Genomic DNA, 23,709 nt, shown 5'->3' with positions numbered 1-23,709 from the left:
GATCTCTTTGTTTGAGCCTAGGCTGCACCACATAAAAATTCGTAAAAGATTTTAAGGCTTTGAAAAAAGAATTTGATCGAAATAAAGCTCGGCACAAACACGTAGGGCACCAGCTGTTGCTGATGCCCTAGGCTTTTCTCTATCGAGACCGAGAACCTGTTGGCGTGCCTTATTCAACGAGCAAGCCCCTGCCCGCTTCAGCACAACCTGCTGCCCTCGCGGCATTCGTCATGGCCGTTCTTCACGGAATGGCCGTTCAGGCAAAAGCTGGCTTCGACCGGGAGGCGCTGGAGATGGTTGCGGAACAGGCCCTGAATGCCTTCCCGGCAAAGTGCCCTCCTCAATCCATACTGACTGATCGAGGGTAAGCTGGCATACCGCCATCCTGCTAGGCACTGAACATTAGCCAGCGCCTTCTTTGGCGCTGGTATCAAGAAAAAAGCCGTTGCATCATTCGGATGCAACGGCTTTTGAGTTTCTGGTTATCTCACAGAGAGATCAACGCGTCAGGCGCTTGTAGGCCTGGCTGCCGGGGTTCAGTGCGTCTGCACCGAGGCGGCGGATCTTGTCCTGTTCGTAGTCTTCGAAGTTGCCTTCGAACCATTCCACATGGCCATCGCCTTCGAAAGCGAGAATGTGCGTGGCAAGGCGGTCGAGGAACATTCTATCATGGCTGATGATGATGGCGCAGCCAGCGAAGTTTTCGAGTGCTGTTTCCAGCGCGCCGAGTGTTTCGGTATCAAGGTCGTTGGTCGGTTCGTCGAGGAGCAGAACGTTGCCGCCGGCCTTCAACATCTTGGCAAGGTGCACGCGGTTGCGCTGACCACCGGAAAGGTTGCCCACCTTCTGCTGCTGGTCGCCACCCTTGAAGTTGAACGCACCGCAATAGGCACGTGAGTTCATGTCGAACTTGCCGAGCTTGATGATTTCAGCGCCGCCGGAAATTTCTTCCCAAACGGTCTTGGTGCCATCCAGCGCATCGCGGCTCTGGTCCACGTAGCCAAGCTGAACGGTCTCGCCGATGCGAACCGAACCGCTATCCGGCTTTTCCTGACCGGTAATCATCTTGAACAGCGTCGTCTTACCAGCGCCGTTAGGGCCGATAATACCGACGATACCGCCCGGTGGCAGCTTGATCGAGAGATCGTTGATCAGCGTGCGGCCTTCAAAGCCCTTCACGATGCCTTCCATCTCAATAACCACCTGGCCGAGACGCTCGGAAACCGGGATGATGATCTGTGCGTCGCCGGGGCGCTGCTTGTCGGCGGCATCCACCAGTTGCTCGTAGGACTTGATACGCGCCTTGGACTTGGCCTGACGTGCCTTCGGGCTGGATGCAATCCATTCCTGTTCGCGCGAAATGGCCTTCTGGCGGCCTGCATCTTCGCGGGCTTCCTGCTGCATGCGCTTGGCTTTCGCCGTCAGGTAAGCAGAGTAGTTGCCCTCGTAAGGAATGCCACGGCCACGGTCGAGCTCGAGAATCCAGCCGGTGACGTTATCCAGGAAGTATCTATCGTGGGTAATCATCATCACGGCGCCGGGGTAATCGCGCAGGTGCTTTTCGAGCCAGGCGATTGTTTCGGCGTCAAGGTGGTTGGTCGGTTCGTCGAGCAGCAGCAGGTCTGGCTGCGACAGAAGCAGACGGCAGAGCGCGATACGACGACGCTCACCACCAGACAGCAGAGAAACATCGCTGTCCTTCGGCGGGCAGCGCAGGGCTTCCATCGCCATCTCGACCTGCTGTTCCAGATCCCACAGGTTCTGGCTGTCGATGATGTCCTGAAGCTTGGCACCTTCATCCGCTGTTTCGTCGGAATAGTTCATCATCAGTTCGTTGTAACGATCAAGCACGGCTGTCTTCGAAGCCACGCCAACCATCACGTTTTCGAACGCGTTCTTGGTTTCGTCCAGATGCGGTTCCTGCTCGAGGTAACCAACGGTCGCACCTTCGGCCAACCAGGCTTCACCGGTGAAGTCCTTGTCCTGACCGGCGATGATGCGCAGCACGGTGGATTTACCCGCACCGTTTGGTCCGAGAATACCGATCTTGGCATCGGGGTAGAACGACAGGTTGACGTTCTCAAGGATTTTCTTGGCGCCGTAAGACTTGTTCAGCCCCGACATGTGGTAGATGAATTGACGTGCCATTGTAGCGAATGCTCCGCGTCAGATTTGAAAATTCGAATGGGAAATTTGCCGCTATGTAAGGTAATTAGGGGCCGGGAGCAACCTCTACCCCAACAATAAGCGTGAGCCGCGGAGAGATGAATGGACGATATGGCCTTCAGTGAAATCAATCGACTGGCAAGTCCTTCAGGTGCATCGGTCGCTTATCGGCACGAGCCAGCCGTGGGCACGGCACGCGGCGTTTTGATGATCTGCCATGGGCTGGTGGAGCATGCCGGGCGCTACCGCCGCTTCGCGCAGGCCATGGCGGCTCAAGGGCTTGAGGTCTACGCACATGACCACCGTGGCCACGGACGCACCAAGGCCGACGACGCGCCCATCGGGCGCTTCGCATGGAAAGACGGCGTACAAAAGGTCATGGCGGATGTCATGGCCATGCGCACCATGGTGGGTGAACGTCACCCCGGCCTGCCCGTCATTCTCTTCGGCCACTCCATGGGCGGCCTCATCGCGCTCAACACCGCCGTCAGCCACCCAGATCGTTTCGATGGCCTGTCGGTGTGGAACTCCAACCTCAACCCCGGCATTATGGGGCGTGTTGCGCAGGTCATTCTGCGCACCGAGAAGATGCTCAAGGGCTCGGATGTTCCCAGCGCCATCCTGCCCAAGGCAACCTTCCGCATCTGGAACAGCAAGATGCCGGAAAAACGCACTTCGGCGGACTGGCTGAGCCACGACAAAGCAGCCGTCGATGCCTATGTCGAAGACCCGCTCTGCCAGTTCGAAGCCAGTGTCTCGCTGTGGCAGGATGTGTTTGAAATGTCCTATCGCGGCCCCAAACTCATCTCGCGCCTGCCCAAAGCCATGCCCATCCTCCTCGTCAGCGGCAACGAAGACGCCGCCACCAACAATGGCCGCGAAATCGTCTGGCTGGCGGGGCAGTTCCGCTCCGCGGGCTTCAAGGATGTCACAGACCGCATCTACCCCGGCATGCGCCACGAAACCCTGAACGAAATCGGCTGGGAAGTCCCGGCTGCGGATTTTGCCGCGTGGACGCGGAAGGTGACAGAGACAGAGGGCTGATCGAAGTTCCAAAACGGAATAAGGCCATGAGATTATTTCACATGCACGCAGAAGTTTGCACGGCTATAGATTTCTGAAAATGTGAGAAAAACATGGCAGACATTTCCAGCAAAAAACAGCCGCCGCTTGCAGGCATTCGTGTGATTGAGCTTGCCCGCGTTCTGGCGGGCCCGTGGGCCGGGCAGATGCTGGCGGATATGGGGGCTGACGTCATCAAGGTGGAAAGCCCTGATGGCGGAGACGATACGCGCGCCTGGGGCCCTCCCTTTGTGGAGAGCAAGGATGGCGACAACTTGTCCGCCGCCTATTACCACTCCACCAACCGTGGCAAACGCTCCATCACCGTCGATCTGAAAAGCGATGAAGGCCGAGAAACCGTGCGCCGTCTGGTCAAGACCGCCGATGTCGTCATCGAGAACTTCAAGCGCGGTGGGCTGGAAAAATACGGGCTGGATTACCAGAGCCTGCGGGCGCTGAACCCCAAGCTCATCTATTGCTCGATTACCGGCTTTGGCCAGACCGGGCCTTACGCGGATTTCGCCGGTTACGATTATATCGTGCAGGGCATGTCCGGATTCATGTCCATCACCGGCGAGCCGGATGGCCAGCCGATGAAGGCGGGCGTAGCGGTGGCCGATATCTTCACCGGCATCTATTCCGTCACGGCCATTCAGGCAGCCCTTATCCACGCCATGCGCACCGGCCAGGGCCAGCATGTGGATATGGCGCTTCTGGATGTGCAATCCGCCGTGTTGGCCAACCAGAACATGAACTACCTCATGTCAGGCAAGGCACCGTCAAGGCTGGGCAATGCCCACCCCAATATATCGCCCTACGAGGTGGTGCCCACCGCCGATGGCTTCCTCATTCTGGCCGTTGGCAATGACGGGCAATTCCGCCGCCTGTGCAAAATCCTTGGCATCGAAACGGTGGCCGATGACGAACGCTATGCCACCAACAAAGCCCGCGTCGCCCACAAGGTCGAGGTCCGGCAGCTCGTTTCCACCGAGACGCTGAAATGGCTGAAGCGCGACCTGTTGACCGCCTGCGAAAGCAATGCCGTGCCCGCCGGGCCGATCAATTCCATCGAGGAAATGTTTGCCGATCCTCAGGTGCAGGCACGCGGCCTGCGGGTTGATCTTGAGGCCGCAGACGGCACCATCATTCCCGGCGTGCGCACACCCATCGTGCTCTCCGAAACGCCCTTACATTATAACCGCCCGAGCCCTCGCCTTGGCGAGCATCAGCAGGAAGTGCTGGCCGAGTTGATCGAGATTGAAAGGAACCTGACGCCATGAAGAGAACCGGTGGACAACTGATTGTCGAAGCCCTGAAAGCCAATGGCGTTTCCCGCGTGGCCTGCGTGCCGGGCGAAAGCTATCTGGCCGTGCTGGATGCGCTTTACGAGAGCGGCATCGAAACCGTGGTCTGCCGCCAGGAAGGTGGCGCTGCCATGATGGCAGACACCTGGGGACGGCTGACCGGCGAACCCGGCATCTGCATGGTCACACGCGGCCCCGGCGCCACCAATGCCTCTGCCGGCCTGCACATCGCCATGCAGGATTCGATCCCGATGATCCTGTTCATCGGTCAGGTCCAGCGCGATGCGCGTGAGCGTGAAGCCTTTCAGGAAGTCGAATATCGCCGCGCCTTTACCGAATTCGCCAAATGGGTCGGCGAAATCGATGATGCCCGCCGCATTCCGGAATTCGTAACCCGCGCCTTTGCCGTCGCCACCTCAGGCCGCCCCGGCCCGGTTGTTCTCAGCCTGCCGGAAGACATGCTGGTGGAACTGGTCGATGCACCGGAAGCCAAGCCCTACACGCCTGTCGAAAATCACCCCGGCCCGCAGCAAATGGCAAAGCTTGCCGAGCTGCTGGCGACTGCGCAGCGCCCCATGGTCATCCTCGGCGGCACACGCTGGAGCGAAGAATCCGTTGCCCAGTTCAAGACATTCGCGGAACGCTTCAAGCTGCCGGTCGGCTGCTCCTTCCGCCGCCAGATGCTGTTTGATCACCTGAGCCCGTCCTATGCGGGTGATGTCGGCATCGGCATCAATCCGGCGCTCTCGAAAGAGATCAAGCAGTCGGACCTCATCATTCTGCTCGGTGGCCGCCTGTCGGAAATGCCGTCATCAGGCTATACGCTGCTCGACATTCCCTACCCTTCGCAGACGCTGGTGCATGTCTTCCCGCAGGCCGAAGAGCTTGGCCGCGTCTACCGGCCAGACCTTGCCATTTGCGCCGCCCCCGGCGAATTCGTCGAAGCGCTTTCGATGCTTGATGTGCCTGAAAACCCCGTCTGGGCAGAGCGCACAGCCGCAATGCACGCGACCTATCGCACATGGTCCACCCCGCCAAAAACCGGCCCCGGCCCGGTGCAGATGGGACCGATCATGGACTGGATCGAAGCCAATGTGCCCGAAGATACGATCTTCACCAATGGCGCGGGCAACTATGCCACATGGGTGCACCGCTTCCACCGCTTCCGCCGCTTCAACACGCAGTCGGCCCCCACATCCGGCTCCATGGGTTATGGCCTGCCCGCCGCCGTCGCGGCCAAGCATCTGTTCCCGCAGCGCGAAGTGGTCTGCTTTGCAGGCGATGGCTGCTTCATGATGCATGGTCAGGAATTCATCACCGCCGTGCGCTACGGCCTGCCCATCATCACCGTGCTGGTCAATAATGGCACCTATGGCACCATCCGCATGCATCAGGAGCGGGAATATCCCGGTCGCGTCAGCGCCACGGATCTCGTCAACCCTGATTTCGTCGCCTTCGCCAAAGCCTATGGCGGCCACGGCGAGATTGTTGAGAAGACAGACGATTTCGGCCCGGCCTATGAGCGCGCCCGCGCCAGTGGCAAGCCTGCGATCATCGAGATCAAACTCGACCCGGAGGCCATCACCCCTGCCCGCACGCTGACGCAAATTCGCGAAGGCAACTAATATCAGGCAATGGAAATTGCCCTGCCATGATGTAAACCGTTCAAGCGAAAAGACGGAGAGCATCATGGCAGCAATCACCCCACGCGGCGCAAAAATCGAACCTTCCGCCGGTGCGCCCTTCGAGGCCATCCGCGTGGCCCGCGATGTGCTGCACACCTGCCGCGTCGTTGGCCTTGCCACGCTCGATCCTGAAAGCGGCTACCCCTACAACACCGCCACCAACATCGCCATCGAGCCGGATGGAACACCCTTCTTCTTCACCGCCCGCCTGGCACTGCACGCACGCAACATAGAGGCGGATGCGCGCATCTCGCTGGTTCTGGCCGCCTTCACCAAGGGTGATGCCCTGACGCTGCCGAGACTGACGCTTGTAGGAAAAGCCGAATTGATGGCTGCTGACGAGGTGCCGCTTGCCAAGGCGCGCTATATTGCCCGCTACCCCAAGGCCAAGCTCTATCTGTCCCTGCCAAATACGCAGCTTTACCGCCTCAAGGTGGAAGGCGTGCAGATCAATGGCGGCCCGGCCCGCAACGCCAGCAACATCACGCCCGCAGATCTGCGCACCGATCTATCAGGCGCAGAAGAACTGATGGCAGCCGCGGACACAGAAATCACCCGCCTCAATGCCATCAAGGGCGAAGCCTCCCGTCTCGCGGCCCTGGCAGGCAAAAAATCCGGCGCATGGAAAATCACATCGATTGATCCTGACGGCATCAACCTTGCCTCAGCCAGCGACCTCGCGCGGCTGTGGTTTGATGAGCGAGTGGTGGATGTGAATCAGTTTGGCAAGGCGTTGAATCAAACGCCAAGCTAAACCTTCCAAGCCATTTACATTGAAAGATAAATCGCGACAGTCGAGCAAAACCCCTCACCTAAAAAATCTACGACTTAGCAAAGCTAAGATCGTGATTTTCTTTCCTCTCCCACAAGGGGAGAGGTAAAGCGCGGTCGGCGCGCCATCCTTATCTCTCCCCTTGTGGGAGAGAAAGCGATTTCAAAATCTTGAGCAAAGCTCAAGTGTTAGAAATCGCAAGTGAGGGGTCCGAGACTTGCTCCGCCACCAGAATTCCAACAAAAAAGCCGGCCCCAAAGGACCGGCTTTCTGCAAATTTCAAACCGCTCAGATAGCGGCAGTCACAATGAACTCAACCTTATAATCAGGCGTTGCCAGTGCTGCTTCGCTGGTGGCGCGGGCTGGTGGGTTGGCAGGGTCGATCCAAGCTTCCCATACGGCGTTCATTTCGCCGAAGGTGGACATGTCGGAAATGTAGATGATCGTCTGGAGTATCTTCGACTTGTCGGAGCCAGCCAGCGCCAGAAGGCGATCGACTTCAGCCAGTGCGGACTTGCTCTGCTCCGTCACGGACGTGCCTTCGCCAACCTGACCAGCGAGATAAACGGTGTTGCCGTGAACGACTGCGGCGCTCATGCGCTTGCCGGGTTCGATACGCTTGATGCTCATACTGAAATCTCCTGTTGATCGTCTAATGTCTGAAAAGCTGAAACTCAGCCGCGCAGGTGGTGGGTCTTTTCGTAAATGGCTGTGGAGCGCGCGCCGGAGCGGCAGTAACCCAGCATGGGGCGTTGCAGCTCATCCAGAGCATCCACCATGCCAGCAACCGCATCGGCATCCACGCCAAACCGGCCGACCGGCACATGCGCAACAGCAATGCCCAGCGCCTCGGCCCGTTCTGCGATATCGGCAAACTGCGGCTGTCCCTCTTCTTCACCGTCGGGGCGGTGGCAGACGATGGATTTGAAGCCGAGCGCCTGGACCTCGTCGAGATCGGCAACGCTGATCTGGCCGGTTACGGAATATTCGTCGTCAATGCGCCTGATATCCATTTTCATGTCCTCCGGTGATGGCGGCAATCGGGTGTCTCAACCCTCGCCGTCCCAAATTCCGAACCCGGTGTAAGGGGTTAAAACCGGTGCGTCAATGACGCGCCTTTCCAAATAGAAGGCTGTTCAGAGAATGGAAAACCGCAAACCATAGGAGCGGCTTTCGCCAGGTTGCAGCATGATAAACTCACCCGCAGCCTCCAGCTCGCTGCGGTCCACCCAGCGGTGCGAAACCGGCTCGATGCCCATCACATGCGCCGGGTCGCTCTGGTTGCGCCACATCTGCAGGTGCGGCAGCGTATCGGTCCGAAATGCGACTTTCAGCGTTTTCTCGCCAATGGCGGCAATCGGCCCAAGCGTCATTTCAGCCCAGCCATCGGCACCCTTGCCAGCGGGCACACAGAACACGCCGCCCGGCTCCTCCCCAAACCGCCAGCCAAAACCGCCACCCTCAAACATGGCGCCGGAAAGCTTCACGCCGTCATCAAACAAACGTGCACCCACATTCATATGGTACATGTGAAAAACTGCTTGAGCGCCGTCACTGGTGTTGGTGACCACGTCTTCGAGACTGACCACACCCGTCGCCCCGTCAATCCGCCACTCGCGTTTCAGCAGCGCCGTTCCACCATCCGCCAGCCGCACGGGAACCCTTGCGGCTGCCAGCGCATTATCGTCCGACACCACCCAATCGGTTATCTCGGCTGCATGCGACGAAAAAGAACCGTGCAGCGGGTATTTCTTGCCACCTCCCGCCCCTGCTATGGGCTGCGGATGGCGAATATGGTCGGGACCACAGGTGAACAGAAAGCCTTCCAGGGAATGGTCGATCCGTGGGTCGCCATCATCGGGAATGGCTCTTCCGGGAGCGATATCGGTGCCATCGACAATGCAGGAGCCGATATCGAGCACAGACCTGTCGTCTAACAAGATGGTGGGGGATTTTCCGGCTTTCAGAGCACGCATGGAAGGTTCCTTCAATCATTCATCGACACGGCGATCACGCAAATGCTATCGCCGTGTTGTAAAATTAAGATTGCGTTAACTTCGAATTCACCTTTTTCACAATAGGGTCAAGATTAACGTGTGTGTATTGGGCAAGAACCCAAGGGATCGCAGAATCGTGAAACTTTTAATTAACGCAATGTTCTCTCTCGCTGTCGCGGCGACCCCTTTGCTTGTGCCTGTTCATGCACAGGCCCAGCAACCCATGCTGGTTTCGCCTGATGGTCGTGTGCTTGAGTTCATGCCTGAGCGTGGCGATATTGTGATCAGCCGAGACCGCATGGGTCGCACGGTCTATTATGATCGATACGGAAATCTGGTTGCGACCGAGATGCCAAACGGCGGTGGTCGTCGCGATCCCTATTATCCGCAGCAGCAGAACGACAATTATTACCCACCTGCCCCTGGCCAGATGCGCGAGCCGCAGCAGGAATATGGTGCCCGCGACTATCAGGGCGGCCAGGGTGGTCAGGATTACCGGGACTATCGTGGCGATGGCAGCGATATCGATCCCTATACCGGCTCTGTTTCCCGCCCCGGCGCGGTTGAAAGCGGCCCGTTGGGAGAGCCCATTCCCGGTGAAAGCACAACGGCTGCCGTGCCACAGCCCGATCATCTGATCGAGCGTAACCAGCCGGTCACAGCACCGGTCAACCGTTCGCGTCAGGAAATCGTGGCGCTTCAGGTCTTTCTGGACCGCGAAGGCATTTCGCCCGGCGTGATCGATGGCAAGATGGGCGATAATGTCGACAAGGCCATTGCCGCGTGGCAAGACATGACCGGCGAGCGCCTCGACCCGAATAACACCGAGGATATTCTGGAGCGCCTGCGCAACACCGGCGGCATGGCCATCGTGGATTACACGATTACGGCGGCAGACGCGGCCGGCCCCTATGTCGCATCCATTCCAGATGACTACGCCGAAAAGGCGCAGCTTCCAGCCATGGCCTACACTTCCACGTCAGAAGCGCTGGCAGAGCGTTTCCATATGGATGAGACCTATCTGAAAGAGCTGAACCCCGGCGTCGATTTCACCGTACCCGGCACCATCATCAAGGTTGTCAGCCCCGGCGAGACGAAAAAGGGCCAGGTTGCGCGCATCGTGGCGCATAAGGGCATCCGGCAGGTCTTCGCCTATGATGAAGGTGGGCTGCTGATTGCCGCCTACCCCGCCACCATCGGCTCTTCGGATACACCATCGCCATCCGGCACGCACACGGTGGAGCGCATCGCTCTCAATCCCGGCTATACCTATAATCCAAAGATCAACTTCACGCAGGGACAGAACACCCAGATCCTGCAAATACCGCCCGGCCCTAACGGCCCTGTGGGCACAGTCTGGATCGCGCTCTCCAAACCGACCTACGGCATCCACGGCACACCGGAACCATCCAAGATCGGCAAGACCAACAGCCACGGCTGTATCCGCCTGACCAACTGGGATGCGACGGAACTGGCCAAAATGGTCCGCCCCGGCGTGGTTGTCGAATTCGCCGAATAAGCAGACCTCCTTCCACTGATATCGCCAAGCGACTATGCGAGCGCTTGCCGATATCGGCGTGGGAGACGTAGATAGCATTGTTATTTGACGGCTGAGTTCCCACCATCTGCGAACAATGCGGAACCGGCGACAAAGCTCGACATGGAACTGGCAAGGAACAATGCGGCTCTTGCAATTTCTTCCGGTTGCGAAATGCGTTTCATCGCGTGCAAGCCTGCCGCCCACGCCTTCTGCGCTTCGTCGCCAGCCATGGCAGTATCAGAACCGCCGGGCATAAGTGCATTTGCCCTGATGCCCTTGCTGGCATAGTCCGCGGTGATGCCCTTTACGAGCCCCATCAATCCGGCCTTGGACGCAGCATAGACCCCCATGCCCGGAAGACCGACGCTCGACCCGACAAAACTGGACGTAAATATGATAGAGCCGCCACCTCTCTCCAGCATGGCGGGAATTTGGCTGCGACTTGCCATGAAGGCCGAAGTCAGGTTGGTCGCAAGCGTCTCGTGCCATTCTGCGAGATTGACTTCCGCAAGTGGCTTCAATGGTCCGACCATTGCTGCATTGTTGAAGGCGATATCGAGGCCGCCGAATAGTCGCAACGCATCAGTATTCAGTTCGTCGTGCGTTTCAGGCTGACTGACATCACCCACCACGATATGGGCTTTGCCGCCTTGGCCCCGTATCGTCTCCGCGACTTCTTCCAAGCCCTGCCTGCTTCTGGCATTGAGAACAACGGCAGCACCTTCGGCAGCAAACAGCAACGCTGCGGCACGTCCTATTCCTGATGATGCGCCAGTGATAACAGCAACTTTGTCTTCCAGCAGTCCCATGATTGGCTCCTTGTTCGGGAGCCTAGGCATAGGTGATTGCGTAATAGCGCGACCACCCGTTTCTTGCCGCAGTCATCGGGCATTCAGCCCAGACGCATACGGGCCTTCTCAGGCCGGCGCTCCGTGAGGAAAAAGGCGAAGGCGAGGGCTGGCAGCGCAAAACCGAGCCATGAGGCCGCGGTCCATTGTCCTGTCGCATAGGCCCAGCCACCCAGTGCGGAGCCAGCCGCGCCGCCCATGAAGATGCCATTTAAGCGGCTGCGGAACTCCGCACCCAGCGTGAAAATGGCGCGCTGGCCCAAGACCAGATTGGTGGTGACCGCGAAATCCAGCACGATGGCCGTAACGACAAGCAACGCCAGCGACAGGTGAGAGGCTTCCGGTGCAATGTGGGTGATGAGGAACGATGCCATTGCCGCCAGCAATGCAGCCAATGTAGCACTCCACGTCCAGCCACGATCGGCCAGACGACCGGCGATGGGTGCGGCAACCGCACCGGCAGCGCCCGCCAGCGCAAAGAGCGCAATTTCACCCTGCGACAGGCGGAAGGCTGGGCCGCTCAGGTAAAGGGGGGTAACCGTCCAGAACAGGCTGAATGCCGAAAACATGCCAGCATGATAGAGCGCGCGCCGCTGCAACAGCGGGGTACTGACGGCAAGCGTCCCCATGGAGGCAAGCAGGCTGCGGTAAGGAAGCTTCGCATCGGGCATCCGGCGCGGCAAAAGACGGTAAAGCACCAGTGCCAGCACGACCATAACGACCGCCGACATGAGGAAGACACCCCGCCATGAAACGAACTCAGACAGCACGCTGGAGACAGGTCGGGCCAGCATGATGCCGACCATCAACCCGCTCATGATGCTGCCGACAACGCGTCCGCGTGTGGCAGGCGGCGTCATATGCGCAGCCAAAGGCACGATCATCTGCACCGCAACGGAACTAACGCCAACGAGAAACACGGCGACAAGAAACTGTGCCGCATGCGGCGCTATGGCTGCCGCCACCAGCGCCGCAACGGCCATGAAAACCGTTGTGACGATCAGTTTCCGGTTCTCGATGAGATCGCCCAGCGGCACCACAAACAGCAAACCCAAGCCGTAACCGATCTGCGTCAGCGTCACGATCAACCCGGTTGCGCTTGGCGAAAGCCCAAGCTCCGCACCAATAACCCCTGCCAGCGGCTGGGCGTAATAAAGGTTGGCAACGACCAATCCACAGGCGCTAGCCAGCAGAAAAATCATGGCGGAAGAGATCGTCTCTTCCTGTGTGGGCTCTGCGCCAAGCGCTGTCGATGTCATCTCACGTCTCCTAATTAGGAAATATTCATTTCCAAAATGCGCAGCAAAATCAGTCAAAGACCTTCATGGCGATTTCGACGATGGCGCTTAATTGTTGTTTCGAGAGGCCCGTCTTGCCGACCACACGCATGCCGTAAAGAAGGCAGAGCGCCGTCTTAGCCAGCGCATCGGCATCCATGGTTTTCGTGACCGAGCCATCTGCCTGGCCTTCGCGGACCAGACGGGCGAGAATTTTTTCACGCGCATCAATGGCACCGCGAACCGCACGCGCCATATCATCATCCAGAGAAGCCAGATCGGCAGCGGCACCAACCACGAGGCACCCCTGCCCGCCGGAGCGGCCGACACAGGCATCCGCGTAGAAGTTCATGCCCCCCAGAAGCTTTTCGCGCCCGGTCTTGCCGGTTTGAACAGCGGCTTCAAAACGCTTTGTCTGCACCAGACGGTAGCGCTCGACAGCGGCGATGTAGATATCCTTCTTATCTTTGAACGCCTTGTAGAGACTGCCCTGCGTCAGCTCCATCGCCTCACTCAGATCCCCAACCGAGGTGGCGTGAAAACCGCGCTCGGCAAACACGCCGATGGCCTTATCGATGGCCGTGTCGACATCGAACTCACGCGGACGACCGCGTTGGCGCATGGAAGTTGAAGATGCCTGTGTGTTGCTCATGGCGGCAATATAGGAAACGATCATTTCCAAATCAAGCAAAATAATGCGCCCGGCTCCTCAAAGGGTCGGACGCATGGAAGTGCTTCGTTTTCAGGCCGCGCTGCGGCGGAAGAATTTCATGTCGCGGTCTGAGCGAATAACGCGGGCCGGCATCAGGCGCAGGACCTCGGTGGCGAAGCTGCGCACATTCTCCAGCGCCTTGTCGACATTGCTGACCTTGCGACAGTCCAGCGCCTCAAGCGTGCCGCCACAGTCGAAAACATCGCGAAATGCTGCGCGCTCGGCGATGGGTGTGTTGAGAACGCGCACGTTCTTTTCGGCCAGAAGCGCCTTGACCACGAGCATGGAGCGGGTGCTGATCATGGCATTGACGCGGGTCAACACGACGGAATGCTCCACCTTGATGCCCATCTTGCGATCCAGAAACTCGATATGCTCAATCACTTCGGCGGCACCACGCGCATCCATGGCAGAGCCCTGAACGGGGATCAGCACATGGTCGGAGATACCGAGCGCCATGGTCAGAAGCGGGTTCTTGGTGCCTGGCAGATCGATGATGAAGCAGTCGGTGTTGGCTTTGTTTTCGCGGATATGCGTCTCCAGTGACGCCGTTGTCACGTTGGAGATGATGGAGAGATTGCGCATCGGCCCCGACATGTCTGCCCAGCGCGAAATCCACAATTGCGGATCGGCATCAATCACAGTGACGCGGTGGCCCATGCGGGCAAGTTCGGTGGCAAGCAGCAAAACGGCAGTGGTTTTTCCTGCGCCGCCCTTCGTATTTGCGAATGTGATAACTGGCATAAGGCCCCCCGAATGCAGAGCCTGAAATCATCGCTCTTCAACGCACCGCCATATTCATGGTGCGTGATATATTGTTAACCAATATGGTTAACGAATTGGTAACGATGGATGCAATTTTAGGCATTCCTGCCAGCCACGTCGTTTCGCGCTGTCAAAAAACCGGACAAGCTTCGCCCGTCACGAGGCGCGGTGCACCCGTGATTGATCCGTCATTAGCCCCAGAGAAACCACGCAAATGCGGTGTTGTCTTTGGTATGGTTGTGTTGGCTGCGCATTTGCGTGGCCTCAAGGTCTCAAAGTCTATCCAGACCGGATCGTGAATGATCCGGCCCGGAGTGTCGTCCATTGCATTCCCTGCCGCCTTCCCGCCTTGCTTGCCCGAAACCCGTTAATGGAATTTCAGGCAAGTTAGTCGAGCCGACAGGTCCTATCATCTGATGGATAGCCACACGTCTGCAACCAGCCACCACTCTTCGCCTGCCCGCTCATGTCTCGCGATACATGGCGGACAGCGAAGATGCGCAGATTGTAGGCATGGGTCTTTGGGAGATTGAGAAAACTTTTTTATTTTATTTTTGCTGGGGAGAAGACGTGCCTGACGCCGGTCTCTCTCGCCGCATGGGCATAAGCGCCAGCGGGTGCAAAGCACCCGCCAGCAAGGCTCAACCGTTAGAAGCACTCCAGAAACAATGCCTTGGTGTTTTCAGCCGTCATGGCCACGGGGTTGCCGCCGCAGCTTGGGTCTTTGATGGCTTCTGCCGTCAGTTCGTCCACGCGGTCGGGCTTGATGCCGAGTGCGGTCAGGTTTTCCGGAACGCCGAGTTCGTGGCGCAGCTCCAGCACGTAATTGTAGAAACCATCAAAGCCGCCTTCGATGCCGAGATAAGCAGCGGCGCGGGCGATCTTTTCTTCAATTGCCGGGCGGTTGAAGCGCAGAACGGCGGGCATGACGACGGCGTTGGTCATGCCGTGATGGGTGTTGTAAACAGCGCCGATGGGGTGCGAGAGCGCATGGATGGCGCCGAGCCCCTTCTGGAAGGCCACGGCACCCATGGCGGCGGCGGCCATCATGTTGGAGCGGGCTTCGATATCCGTCCCATCCTTGTGGGCGCGCGGCAGGTATTCCTTGACGAGACGCATGCCCTCAAGCGCGATACCGGCGCTCATCGGGTGGAAGAAGGGCGAGGAATAGGCTTCCAGGCAATGGGCAAAGGCATCCATGCCGGTGCCGACCGTGATGGCCTTGGGCATACCGACCGTCAGCTCCGGATCGCAGATCACGACGCCGGGCAGGAATTTCGGATGGAAGATGATCTTCTTCACATGCGTCTTGGAATTGGTGATGACGCTGGCGCGTCCCACTTCCGAGCCTGTGCCTGCGGTGGTGGGCACGGCAACGATGGGCGCGATGCCATCGGAGTTTGCGCGGGTCCACCAGTCACCAACATCCTCGAAATCCCAGACGGGGCGCGTCTGGCCCGCCATGAAGGCAACGGCTTTGCCCAGATCCAGGCCCGAACCGCCGCCGAACGCGACGACGCCATCATGGCCGCCATCCTTGAAGGCTTTCACGCCGGCTTCGAGATTGATCTCGTTGGGGTTGGGATCGACATCGGAAAAGAGAGCGCGACCAAGGCCTGCCTCTTCCAGAATATCCAGTGCGTGGCCGGTGATGGCCATGGTGGCAAGGCCACGGTCTGTGACCAGCAACGGCTTTTTCATGCCCAGCGTCTTGCAGGCCTCGGCCAGTTCCTTGATGCGGCCGCGTCCCATCTTGATCGGGGTTGGATAGCTCCAGTTTGCGACGATGTTCATTTGGTGACTTTCTTCAGATGGTAGGATTTTGGACGGGTCAGGTTCTGGAAGCCGATGACAGAAAGCGAGCCGCCGCGACCGGTATCCTTGACGCCAGTCCAGCACAGAGCGGGGTCGAGATAGTCAGCGCGGTTCATGAACACGGTACCGGTCTCGATCTCGCGGCCAATGCGGCCTGCCCTTGCCGCGTCCTGCGTCCACAGCGATGCGGTCAGGCCGTATTTGCTGTCGTTCATCAGCGCGATGGCTTCGTCGTCGTTCTTGACCTTCATGATGCCAACGGCAGGGCCGAAGGTTTCTTCGGTCATGAACTCCATGGAGTGATCGACATTGACGAGGATCTGCGGCGCGACATAGGCGCTTTCGCCATCATCTGCGGCAAAGAGTTTGGGATCGACCAGCGCCTTCGCGCCCCTGGAAACGGCATCTGCCACCTGCTGGCGCACCACCTTGGCAAAACGCTTGTTGGCCATCGGCCCCAGCGTCGTTTCCTGCTCTAGCGGATTGCCGAGCTTGTAGTTGGACACCCAGGCCACGGACTTTTCAACGAAAGCGTCATACAGCGATTCATTGACATAGATGCGCTCGATACCGCAGCAGCATTGCCCGGAATTGAACGTCGCGCCATCCATCAGCGTATCGACCGCCGCATCCAGATCGGCATCTTCCATGACATAGCCAGGGTCCTTGCCACCGAGCTCCAGACCAAGGCCGGTAAAGGTACCGGCAGCAGCACGCTCGATGGCGCGACCGCCTTCAACGGAGCCGGTGAAATTGACGAAGTTGAACAGGCTTTCGGAAATCAGCGCCGATGTGGTCTGGTGGTCGAGGAAGAGGTTGATGAACACATCCTCCGGCACGCCCGCTTCCACGAAGGCGCGCACCATGCGCTCGCCCACCAGCAGCGTCTGCGCCGCGTGCTTGATGACGACCGTGTTGCCAGCCATAAGCGCGGGCGCGATGGTGTTGATGGCCGTCATATAGGGGTAGTTCCACGGCGCGATAACGAAGACGACGCCATGCGCTTCACGCTCGATGCGGCGTTCGAAATTACCGCTTTCCTCGATGACCAGCGGCGCAAGTGCATCGGCTGCAATTGTCGCAACATAGTTGGAACGTTCATTGAAGCCCTTGAATTCACCGCCGTAACGCACCGGGCGGCCCATCATATGGGCCAGCTCCGGCACGACCTCTGCGGCCATTTCGTTCAGCCGAGCCACGCCTTTCAGCACCAACTGAACGCGATCTTCCAAGGGGCGACGCGCCCATGACTTTTGCGCGGCGCGCACTTTCGATACGGCAGCCCGTGCCGCGTCCAGCGACATCGCCTCGCGCTCGGCATAAACCGAACCGTCGATCGGCGAGATATTCTGGATCATGACCATGATGGTGGTTCTTTCTGTAACTCTAGATCTGTTTTTTTACGCAATTCCTGACGCAAAACCGGTTCCCACTTTTGCTGGAATTGCTCTCGATGTTGTTATGCCCGTTCAAAACCGCGCGCGACTTCCCAATCGGTGATGCGGCGGTCATATTCTTCCTGCTCCCACTTTGCGGCGCGAACATAGTGGTCGACGACATCATCCCCGAAAGCGCCGCGCAGCATCTTTGAACCATTCAGGTGCTCAGTCGCATCGCGCAGCGTTTTGGGGATCTCCCTGATGTTCTTGCCGCCATAGGCATCGCCTTCAAACTGGGCCTCAAGTTCCAACTTGTTTTCGATGCCGTCAAGACCTGCCGCAATAAGGGCCGCCATGGCAAGATGCGGATTGATATCCGACCCGCCAATGCGGCACTCGATGCGGATGCCCTTGCTGTCGGCACCGCAGAGGCGGTAGCCCGCCGTGCGGTTATCCAGGCTCCACACGGCCTTGGTGGGCGCGAATGTGCCAGCCATATAACGCTTGTAGGAGTTGATATAGGGCGCGAGGAAATAGGTCGTCTCGCTGGCATGGGCCAGAAGCCCCGCCACGTAATGGCGCATCATATCCGACATGCCGTATTCGCCGTTTTTATCGAGGAACACGGGCGTCTTGCCATCCAGGCTCCACAGCGACTGGTGGATATGCGAGGAACTGCCAGCGGCATCATAATTCCACTTGGCAAGGAAAGTGACGGCCTTGCCCTTGGACCAGGCGATTTCCTTGCAGGCATTCTTGATGATGGCGTGGCGGTCGGCCATAACAAGCGCATCGGCATAGCGTACATTCAGCTCGACCTGACCGGCGCAGGCTTCGCCCTTGGAATTTTCAATCGGAATACCAGCGGCTTGCAGATTGTTTCTGATAGCCCGCATCACCTCTTCTTCCTTGGTGGTCTGGAAGATGTGGTAGTCCTCGCTATAGGGGCTGGCTGGCTTCAGATCACGGTAGCCACCGGAGCGGGCATTCTCGAAACTCTGGTCGAAGAGGAAGAATTCAAGTTCTGTCGCCATGAAGGCCTTGAGGCCCATGGCCTCCAGCCGCGCGACCTGCTTTTTCAAAATAGCGCGGGGCGAATGCGCCACTTCGGCATGGGTGTGGTGGTCATAGGCATCGCAAAGAACAAGTGCCGTGCCTTCCAGCCACGGCACCCGCCGCAGGGTGGAGAGGTCAGGCTTCAGCGTATAATCGCCATAGCCCTTGTCCCAACCGGCGGATTTGTAACCGGGAACGGTTTCCATCTCCATATCGGTTGCCAGCAGATAGTTGCAGCAATGGGTTTCCTCATAGGCGCTTTCCACGAAGAACTCAGCCTGAAACCGTTTACCCATCAGACGACCCTGCATATCCACGACGCATGCCAGAACCGTGTCTATGCGCCGCTCAGCGACATCCTTTTTCAATTCGTCGAATGTGTAGGTCGTCGTCATGATTTTCTCGTTTCCTGTTGTTCAAATGGGGCGACCGTTGCCGGTCGCCCTTTGGAGTTGGATCAAGCCTTCGATGCCGCCGCGTTGAGTGCGGCCTGCTTGTGCTCCAGTGCAAATTCCTCTTCCGGTGAAAGAATGAGGCGGTGACGCCCGACCAGCGCGAAATAGGCAATCGCGACGGCAAACCACAGCGCAACCCAGATGACGCCCTTGGTGAAATTCGGGTCCTGTACCTGATAGAGCAAGGTTATGACGGCAATGATGATGGTCAGCACAGCACCGGGAATGCCGAGTGGCGAGCGGAATGGCCGCTCGATATCCGGCAGGTTACGGCGCAGCATGATGAAGGAGATGGCCTGCATGATATAAGAGAACATCGCGCCGAACACGGCCATGTTGAGAAGCACGCTACCGATAATGCTGCCGCCCTCAGTCGCACCCAGCGCAAACCAGATGATCATCATCACAGTAAGACCGACGAGGGCGCCTGTGAGCATGGCCACATGCGGCGTCTTGAACCTGGGGTGCGTGACCGACAGAAGCGTTGGGAAATAACCCGCCCGCGAGAGCGAGTAGATCTGGCGACCCTGCGCATAAAGAATGGTGTGGAAGCTGGCGATGAGGCCCGTAAGCGCCACGAAGCCGAGCAGCACAACGCCACCATCACCATAAACAGCCTTGAAACCATCCAGCAACGGCTCCAGCGATGAGCCGAGATGGAACGCGCCGACGCCGGGCAGCGATGGGTTGAGCAGCACGATCATGAAAGCCGAAACCATCAATGTGATGATGCCGAGAATGATGCCCTTGGGCATATCGCGCTTTGGATCAACCGATTCTTCTGCTGCCAGCGGAAGCTGCTCGATGGCGAGAAACAGCCAGACCGCAAAGGGGAGCGAGGCCAGAACGCCGGAAATGCCGAAGGGGAAGAAGGAGCCATTGCCTTCGGGAAGTTCAACCGCCGCACCATCCGGGCCGACGCCGATGTTGAGCGCCCAGCGCGAGAAATCCATGTTGGGGATGGCGCTGATCCAGAAGAACACGAGAACAGCGAGCGAAATCAGCGTGATAACCAGCGTTACCTTAAACGATAGTTCAAGCCCGTAGACGTTCAGCGCGAGGAAGATCGCGTAGAACAGAACCCATAAGAGCGGAGAATAGACGGGATCCAACCCCAAAATGGAGTTCACATAGGCCGTGATGAAGGTGACGATAACGGCGGGGGTGAGAACATATTCGACGTTTTCACATAGCCCGGTGATGAAGCCGCCCCACGGGCCCATGGCCGTGCGGGCAAAGGAATAGGCAGCACCGGTGTGCGGCAATGCCGGGCTCATTTCCGCGATGGAGAATGTGAGCCCCAGATACATGATGGCGATGATGATGCCCGCAACCAGCATGCCGCCCCAGCCGCCGGTGGCAAAGCCGAAGTTCCAGCCGGAAAAATGGCCTGAAATGACCGCACCGACGCCCAGCGCCCAGAGCGACCAGACGCCCGCGTAACGCGAGAGCCCTCTTTTTTCGAAATAGGATGCATCAGCTTTCTTATAGCTGACGCCTGATGATGAACTGTCCATGCCGTTCTCTCCTGATCAAGAAAAACAGGCTGTCAGCCGGAATGGCCGATTTTGCCCCAGTTTCGGCATGATGGGCAAACCCACCGTGCCCTGCACGTCTGCTGTTCCCACGCTGCATTCCGGGCCTCATGGCCTTCTTGTGGATATGCGGCGGTCTTCATTCACCTTTTCCTCATGGGCTGTGCGCGGCGATTGCCTTTTTCAAAAGACCGCTTAGAAAATCGGCAGCAGCCCGCTGCCCCTCCTCATTCTCGATGAGGTCGTTTCGGACCTCGATCATGACGTTCAACAGCCCGCCGGGGAGCGCATGCAGGCGAAGCGTGTGCGTGACACCATCCTGCGGGCCGTAAGGTTCGTTGCGCTCGACCCGGAAATTGCTGGCTTCCGTGTGCTCCAACATCGCATCCACCAGCCGCGCATCGGCATCATGCAAAAGGCCGATTTCCACCTCGCGGTGCTTGCCGTGATAGACGGGGGTGAAGCTGTGCATGGTGACGAGAATGGTCTCGATGCCCGCCTCGCCCTTGGCGTCAATCAGGTCGCGGACGCCGGACTGGAACGGGATATAGAGTGCCGCCGTGCGGGCGAAACGCTCCGCATCATCAAGGGCCAGATTGCCGGGAATATTGTAGATCTCGCTGATGACAGGCATGGCCGAGGCCGATTCCGGCGGGCGATTGCAATCATAAATCAGGCGGGAATAATTCTGGTAGATCAACGTCGCATCCAGACTTTGCGACAGAAGCCTCGCGACAGCCAGTGCGCCGGGGTCCCAGGCAATATGGCTTTTCAGCACATCCTCGCTCAGGCCAAGGGTGCCGTAGCGGGCTGGCATGGCGCAAGATGCATGTTCGCAAACTAGCAGCACACGGCCTGCGCCGTGCGGATTTTCCACGACAACGGGCGCAGGCTCGTCATGTGTGAAAAACGTCTTCTGCACCGTCATGGTGTACCCCGCTGCCAACATCACTGTCCCCCGACAGTTGGGAAAGAATTCTTCACACACGCCGAAGTGTCAAATGATTTTTGAAATATTCTCTTCATTTTTTTGATTGACTCCGCTCGCCCCCCGTATCTTAATCTGCGCTAACAGACCGGCGAAAAGACCGGCTAGGGGAAAAATTTGCACACTTCAGCCGCGACCGTTTCGGACGTTATCCAGGCTCACTACGAGAGCCTGACGCGTGCCGAAAAGCGCTTAGCGGAAAGTCTTCTCGGCAATTACCCGGTTTCGGGCCTTGGCAGCATGACCGTGGTTGCCGAAAATGCCGGCGTCTCGACGCCAACCGTTGCGCGCATGGTGCAGAAGCTCGGCTTCAAGGGCTATCCTGAATTTCAGGCACGGCTGCACCAGGAACTGGACGCCACCATTTCCAACCCGATTACCAAGCATGACCGGTGGGCAAGCAACGCACCGGGCCTGCATATTCTCAACCGCTTTGCCGATGCCATCACCGGAAACTTGCGCGATACGCTGAGCGATCTCGATACGGCATCCTTCGACAATGCCGCAGCCCTTCTGGCCGACAGAAAACGCAGCATCTACTTCGTCGGCGGGCGCATTACCGGGTCCATTGCGGAATATTTCTTCACCCACATGCAGGTCATCCGCCCAAAGACGGCGCTGATGTCATCCAACTCCAGCTCATGGCCGCAATATATGCTGAACATGAATGCGGGCGATGTTCTGGTGATCTTCGATATCAGGCGCTACGAGCAGGATATGGTGACGCTGGCGCAGGTGGCGCATGACAATGACGTGCGTATTCTGCTCTTCACCGACCAGTGGATCTCCCCCGTTTCGCGCTTTGCGGAACACACATTTCGCGTGCGCATAGAGGCGCCCTCGGCCTGGGACAGCTCGGTGGTGACGCTCTTCGTCGTGGAGGCCTTGATCGAGGCGGTGCAGAACAATGGCTGGGATGAGACCCGCAAGCGCATGAATTCGCTGGAAGGCCTGTTCGAACAGACCCGTCTTTTTCGAAAACCGGAAAAAGGGGAAAGCTGAAGACATCGCCAGACCGACACAACGGCGCAATATGGATCATTTATGTCGTTTTTTAAATATCATGGCGACGAATGGGCGCAATGATGGCAAGAAAACGGCAGGGACCATGATGAGGGCAGGATGCCGCCTGAAAAATCCGTCACATAACATTCATGCAACCCACGTATCAGCGTCGCCAGACGCATCGTACACAGAGGAGAACTAACCGTGATCTCGCACAGCCGCCGACTGCTATCGTTGACCACAGCAATGGTCATCGCATCCACCGCGATTGCCTCTGCCGCACCGAGCGCAGAACTCGTTGCAGCCGCCAAGAAGGAAGGCATGCTGACGACCATCGCCCTGCCACACGACTGGTGCGGTTATGGCGACGTCATCGCCTCGTTCAAGGCCAAGTATCCCGAAATTCAGGTCAACGAACTGAACCCGGACGCTGGCTCTGCCGACGAAGTGGAAGCCATCAAGGCCAACAAGGACAATAAGGGTCCACAGGCTCCTGACGTGATCGACGTTGGTCTGGCATTCGGCCCACAGGCCAAAAAGGAAGGTCTTCTGCAGCCTTACAAGGTATCCACATGGGACGAAATTCCTGACAATGTGAAGGATGCCGACGGCCACTGGTACGGCGACTATTACGGTGTCATGTCCATTCTGGTGAACAAGGATCTGGTATCTAATTCGCCGAAGGAATATGCCGATCTGCTCAAGCCGGAATATTCTGGTCAGGTGGCACTTGCAGGTGACCCGCGCGCTTCCAGCCAGGCAATTCTAAGCGTGCTCGCAGCCGGTCTTTCCACCGGAGCCAAGGACGGCAAGGAAGCCGGTGAAGCTGGACTGAAATATTTCGGCGAGCTGAACAAGGCTGGAAACTTCCTACCTGTCATCGGCAAGGCTGGCACCGTAGCACAGGGTGCGACGCCGATCGTCGTGACCTGGGACTACAATGCCTTGTCTTGGGCGAAGACTTTGAATGGCAACCCGCCAACAGAAGTCGTCGTGCCGACAAAGGGCGCGCTGGCCGGTGTCTATGTGCAGGGCATTTCCGCCTACGCACCGCATCCAAACGCTGCAAAGCTGTGGATGGAACACCTTTATTCCGACGAAGGACAGCTGGGCTGGTTGAAGGGCTTCTGCCACCCAATCCGCTTCAACGCTTTGGCCAAGGCCAACAAGATTCCAAAGGATCTGCTGGATGCCCTGCCACCAGCAGCAGCCTATGAAAAGGCAATCTTCCCGACACTCGAAGACTTGGATGCCAACAAGGCTGCCGTCACCGGCGGTTGGGACAAGGTTGTCGGCGCGAACGTGAAGTAACGACCAATACATCTGCCCCGGACTTTTCAAAGTTCGG

At 58.2% G+C, this 23,709-nt stretch carries 20 protein-coding genes and 1 pseudogene; 8 read left to right on the top strand and 13 right to left on the bottom strand.

Going from position 1 to position 23,709, the window contains the following annotated elements:
* Positions 1-188 precede the first annotated feature (188 nt).
* Positions 189-368 (top strand): annotated as a pseudogene (locus ACQZ51_RS08225) (hypothetical protein); the annotation flags it as partial.
* Positions 369-498: 130 nt separating this feature from the next.
* On the opposite strand, the gene ettA reads toward ACQZ51_RS08225, so the two are convergent.
* The gene (ettA, locus tag ACQZ51_RS08220) at positions 499-2,148 is read right to left on the bottom strand and encodes an energy-dependent translational throttle protein EttA (protein WP_448776358.1); all 1,650 of its coding nucleotides are present in this window, start codon (positions 2,146-2,148) and stop codon (positions 499-501) included.
* A gap of 120 nt (positions 2,149-2,268) precedes the next feature.
* On the opposite strand from ettA, the gene ACQZ51_RS08215 reads away from it, so the two are divergent.
* From ACQZ51_RS08215 to ACQZ51_RS08200, 4 genes are all read left to right on the top strand, one after another.
* Entirely contained in the window at positions 2,269-3,210 is a 942-nt protein-coding gene (locus ACQZ51_RS08215) for an alpha/beta hydrolase (RefSeq protein ID WP_448776357.1), read from the top strand.
* 92 nt (positions 3,211-3,302) lie between these two features.
* Positions 3,303-4,508: a succinate--glutarate CoA-transferase gene (gene caiB / locus ACQZ51_RS08210; RefSeq protein WP_448776356.1), complete on the top strand. Its 1,206-nt coding sequence runs from the start codon at positions 3,303-3,305 to the stop codon at positions 4,506-4,508.
* Positions 4,505-6,157, top strand: a complete 1,653-nt coding sequence (locus ACQZ51_RS08205) for a thiamine pyrophosphate-binding protein (RefSeq protein WP_448776355.1) — start codon at positions 4,505-4,507, stop codon at positions 6,155-6,157. The genes caiB and ACQZ51_RS08205 overlap by 4 nt, the downstream gene beginning before the upstream one ends.
* Positions 6,158-6,221: 64 nt before the next feature.
* Positions 6,222-6,971: a HugZ family pyridoxamine 5'-phosphate oxidase gene (locus ACQZ51_RS08200; protein ID WP_448776354.1), complete on the top strand. Its 750-nt coding sequence runs from the start codon at positions 6,222-6,224 to the stop codon at positions 6,969-6,971.
* Between the two features lie 306 nt (positions 6,972-7,277).
* Here ACQZ51_RS08200 and ACQZ51_RS08195 read toward each other — a convergent pair whose 3' ends face one another.
* The 3 genes from ACQZ51_RS08195 to ACQZ51_RS08185 form a co-directional block, all read right to left on the bottom strand.
* Positions 7,278-7,619 (bottom strand): RidA family protein, encoded by a 342-nt coding sequence (locus tag ACQZ51_RS08195; protein WP_042617234.1) that lies wholly within the window; start codon positions 7,617-7,619, stop codon positions 7,278-7,280.
* Positions 7,620-7,663: 44 nt separating this feature from the next.
* Positions 7,664-8,002: a protein tyrosine phosphatase family protein gene (locus ACQZ51_RS08190; protein WP_042617235.1), complete on the bottom strand. Its 339-nt coding sequence runs from the start codon at positions 8,000-8,002 to the stop codon at positions 7,664-7,666.
* Between the two features lie 123 nt (positions 8,003-8,125).
* Positions 8,126-8,965, bottom strand: coding sequence for a DUF4432 family protein (locus tag ACQZ51_RS08185; protein WP_448776353.1), 840 nt, complete (start codon positions 8,963-8,965; stop codon positions 8,126-8,128).
* A gap of 178 nt (positions 8,966-9,143) precedes the next feature.
* Between ACQZ51_RS08185 and ACQZ51_RS08180 the strand changes: the two genes are divergently transcribed.
* Entirely contained in the window at positions 9,144-10,505 is a 1,362-nt protein-coding gene (locus ACQZ51_RS08180; protein ID WP_448776636.1) for a L,D-transpeptidase family protein, read from the top strand.
* A gap of 80 nt (positions 10,506-10,585) precedes the next feature.
* Here ACQZ51_RS08180 and ACQZ51_RS08175 read toward each other — a convergent pair whose 3' ends face one another.
* The 9 genes from ACQZ51_RS08175 to ACQZ51_RS08135 all read right to left on the bottom strand — a co-directional run bounded on the left by ACQZ51_RS08175 (position 10,586) and on the right by ACQZ51_RS08135 (position 21,296).
* The gene (locus ACQZ51_RS08175) at positions 10,586-11,335 is read right to left on the bottom strand and encodes an SDR family oxidoreductase (RefSeq protein ID WP_448776352.1); all 750 of its coding nucleotides are present in this window, start codon (positions 11,333-11,335) and stop codon (positions 10,586-10,588) included.
* Positions 11,336-11,418: 83 nt separating this feature from the next.
* Positions 11,419-12,633, bottom strand: a complete 1,215-nt coding sequence (locus ACQZ51_RS08170; RefSeq protein WP_448776351.1) for an MFS transporter — start codon at positions 12,631-12,633, stop codon at positions 11,419-11,421.
* A gap of 49 nt (positions 12,634-12,682) precedes the next feature.
* On the bottom strand, positions 12,683-13,327 hold the full coding sequence (locus ACQZ51_RS08165; RefSeq protein ID WP_448776350.1) for a TetR/AcrR family transcriptional regulator: 645 nt from the start codon (positions 13,325-13,327) through the stop codon (positions 12,683-12,685).
* A 66-nt stretch (positions 13,328-13,393) separates the two neighbouring features.
* Positions 13,394-14,107, bottom strand: coding sequence for a ParA family protein (locus ACQZ51_RS08160; RefSeq protein WP_448776349.1), 714 nt, complete (start codon positions 14,105-14,107; stop codon positions 13,394-13,396).
* A 669-nt stretch (positions 14,108-14,776) separates the two neighbouring features.
* Positions 14,777-15,922 (bottom strand): iron-containing alcohol dehydrogenase, encoded by a 1,146-nt coding sequence (locus ACQZ51_RS08155; protein ID WP_448776348.1) that lies wholly within the window; start codon positions 15,920-15,922, stop codon positions 14,777-14,779.
* On the bottom strand, positions 15,919-17,307 hold the full coding sequence (locus tag ACQZ51_RS08150; RefSeq protein ID WP_448776347.1) for an aldehyde dehydrogenase family protein: 1,389 nt from the start codon (positions 17,305-17,307) through the stop codon (positions 15,919-15,921). The genes ACQZ51_RS08155 and ACQZ51_RS08150 overlap by 4 nt, the downstream gene beginning before the upstream one ends.
* A 95-nt stretch (positions 17,308-17,402) precedes the next feature.
* A complete protein-coding gene (locus ACQZ51_RS08145) occupies positions 17,403-18,773 on the bottom strand; it encodes a glutamine synthetase family protein (protein ID WP_448776346.1) in 1,371 nt (456 codons plus the stop codon).
* A 62-nt stretch (positions 18,774-18,835) separates the two neighbouring features.
* Positions 18,836-20,350: an amino acid permease gene (locus ACQZ51_RS08140; RefSeq protein ID WP_448776345.1), complete on the bottom strand. Its 1,515-nt coding sequence runs from the start codon at positions 20,348-20,350 to the stop codon at positions 18,836-18,838.
* Positions 20,351-20,522: 172 nt separating this feature from the next.
* Complete coding sequence (locus tag ACQZ51_RS08135; RefSeq protein WP_448776635.1) at positions 20,523-21,296, bottom strand: N-formylglutamate amidohydrolase; 774 nt, start codon at positions 21,294-21,296, stop codon at positions 20,523-20,525.
* Positions 21,297-21,473: 177 nt separating this feature from the next.
* On the opposite strand from ACQZ51_RS08135, the gene ACQZ51_RS08130 reads away from it, so the two are divergent.
* Positions 21,474-22,358, top strand: coding sequence for a MurR/RpiR family transcriptional regulator (locus tag ACQZ51_RS08130; protein WP_448776344.1), 885 nt, complete (start codon positions 21,474-21,476; stop codon positions 22,356-22,358).
* A gap of 207 nt (positions 22,359-22,565) precedes the next feature.
* Entirely contained in the window at positions 22,566-23,672 is a 1,107-nt protein-coding gene (locus tag ACQZ51_RS08125; protein ID WP_448776343.1) for an ABC transporter substrate-binding protein, read from the top strand.
* Positions 23,673-23,709 lie beyond the last annotated feature (37 nt).

The sequence above is a fragment of the Agrobacterium sp. CG674 genome, from assembly GCF_053521645.1.
Note: the sequence above shows the minus strand (reverse complement) of the source record. Positions and strands in the feature narration are given on the sequence as shown.

Coding starts and splice junctions, on each gene's coding strand:
- ettA (WP_448776358.1), bottom strand. CDS start 2,148: ATGGCACGTCAATTCATCTACCACATGTCGGGGCTGAACAAGTCTTAC.
- ACQZ51_RS08215 (WP_448776357.1), top strand. CDS start 2,269: ATGGACGATATGGCCTTCAGTGAAATCAATCGACTGGCAAGTCCTTCA.
- caiB (WP_448776356.1), top strand. CDS start 3,303: ATGGCAGACATTTCCAGCAAAAAACAGCCGCCGCTTGCAGGCATTCGT.
- ACQZ51_RS08205 (WP_448776355.1), top strand. CDS start 4,505: ATGAAGAGAACCGGTGGACAACTGATTGTCGAAGCCCTGAAAGCCAAT.
- ACQZ51_RS08200 (WP_448776354.1), top strand. CDS start 6,222: ATGGCAGCAATCACCCCACGCGGCGCAAAAATCGAACCTTCCGCCGGT.
- ACQZ51_RS08195 (WP_042617234.1), bottom strand. CDS start 7,619: ATGAGCATCAAGCGTATCGAACCCGGCAAGCGCATGAGCGCCGCAGTC.
- ACQZ51_RS08190 (WP_042617235.1), bottom strand. CDS start 8,002: ATGGATATCAGGCGCATTGACGACGAATATTCCGTAACCGGCCAGATC.
- ACQZ51_RS08185 (WP_448776353.1), bottom strand. CDS start 8,965: ATGCGTGCTCTGAAAGCCGGAAAATCCCCCACCATCTTGTTAGACGAC.
- ACQZ51_RS08180 (WP_448776636.1), top strand. CDS start 9,144: ATGTTCTCTCTCGCTGTCGCGGCGACCCCTTTGCTTGTGCCTGTTCAT.
- ACQZ51_RS08175 (WP_448776352.1), bottom strand. CDS start 11,335: ATGGGACTGCTGGAAGACAAAGTTGCTGTTATCACTGGCGCATCATCA.
- ACQZ51_RS08170 (WP_448776351.1), bottom strand. CDS start 12,633: ATGACATCGACAGCGCTTGGCGCAGAGCCCACACAGGAAGAGACGATC.
- ACQZ51_RS08165 (WP_448776350.1), bottom strand. CDS start 13,327: ATGATCGTTTCCTATATTGCCGCCATGAGCAACACACAGGCATCTTCA.
- ACQZ51_RS08160 (WP_448776349.1), bottom strand. CDS start 14,107: ATGCCAGTTATCACATTCGCAAATACGAAGGGCGGCGCAGGAAAAACC.
- ACQZ51_RS08155 (WP_448776348.1), bottom strand. CDS start 15,922: ATGAACATCGTCGCAAACTGGAGCTATCCAACCCCGATCAAGATGGGA.
- ACQZ51_RS08150 (WP_448776347.1), bottom strand. CDS start 17,307: ATGGTCATGATCCAGAATATCTCGCCGATCGACGGTTCGGTTTATGCC.
- ACQZ51_RS08145 (WP_448776346.1), bottom strand. CDS start 18,773: ATGACGACGACCTACACATTCGACGAATTGAAAAAGGATGTCGCTGAG.
- ACQZ51_RS08140 (WP_448776345.1), bottom strand. CDS start 20,350: ATGGACAGTTCATCATCAGGCGTCAGCTATAAGAAAGCTGATGCATCC.
- ACQZ51_RS08135 (WP_448776635.1), bottom strand. CDS start 21,296: ATGACGGTGCAGAAGACGTTTTTCACACATGACGAGCCTGCGCCCGTT.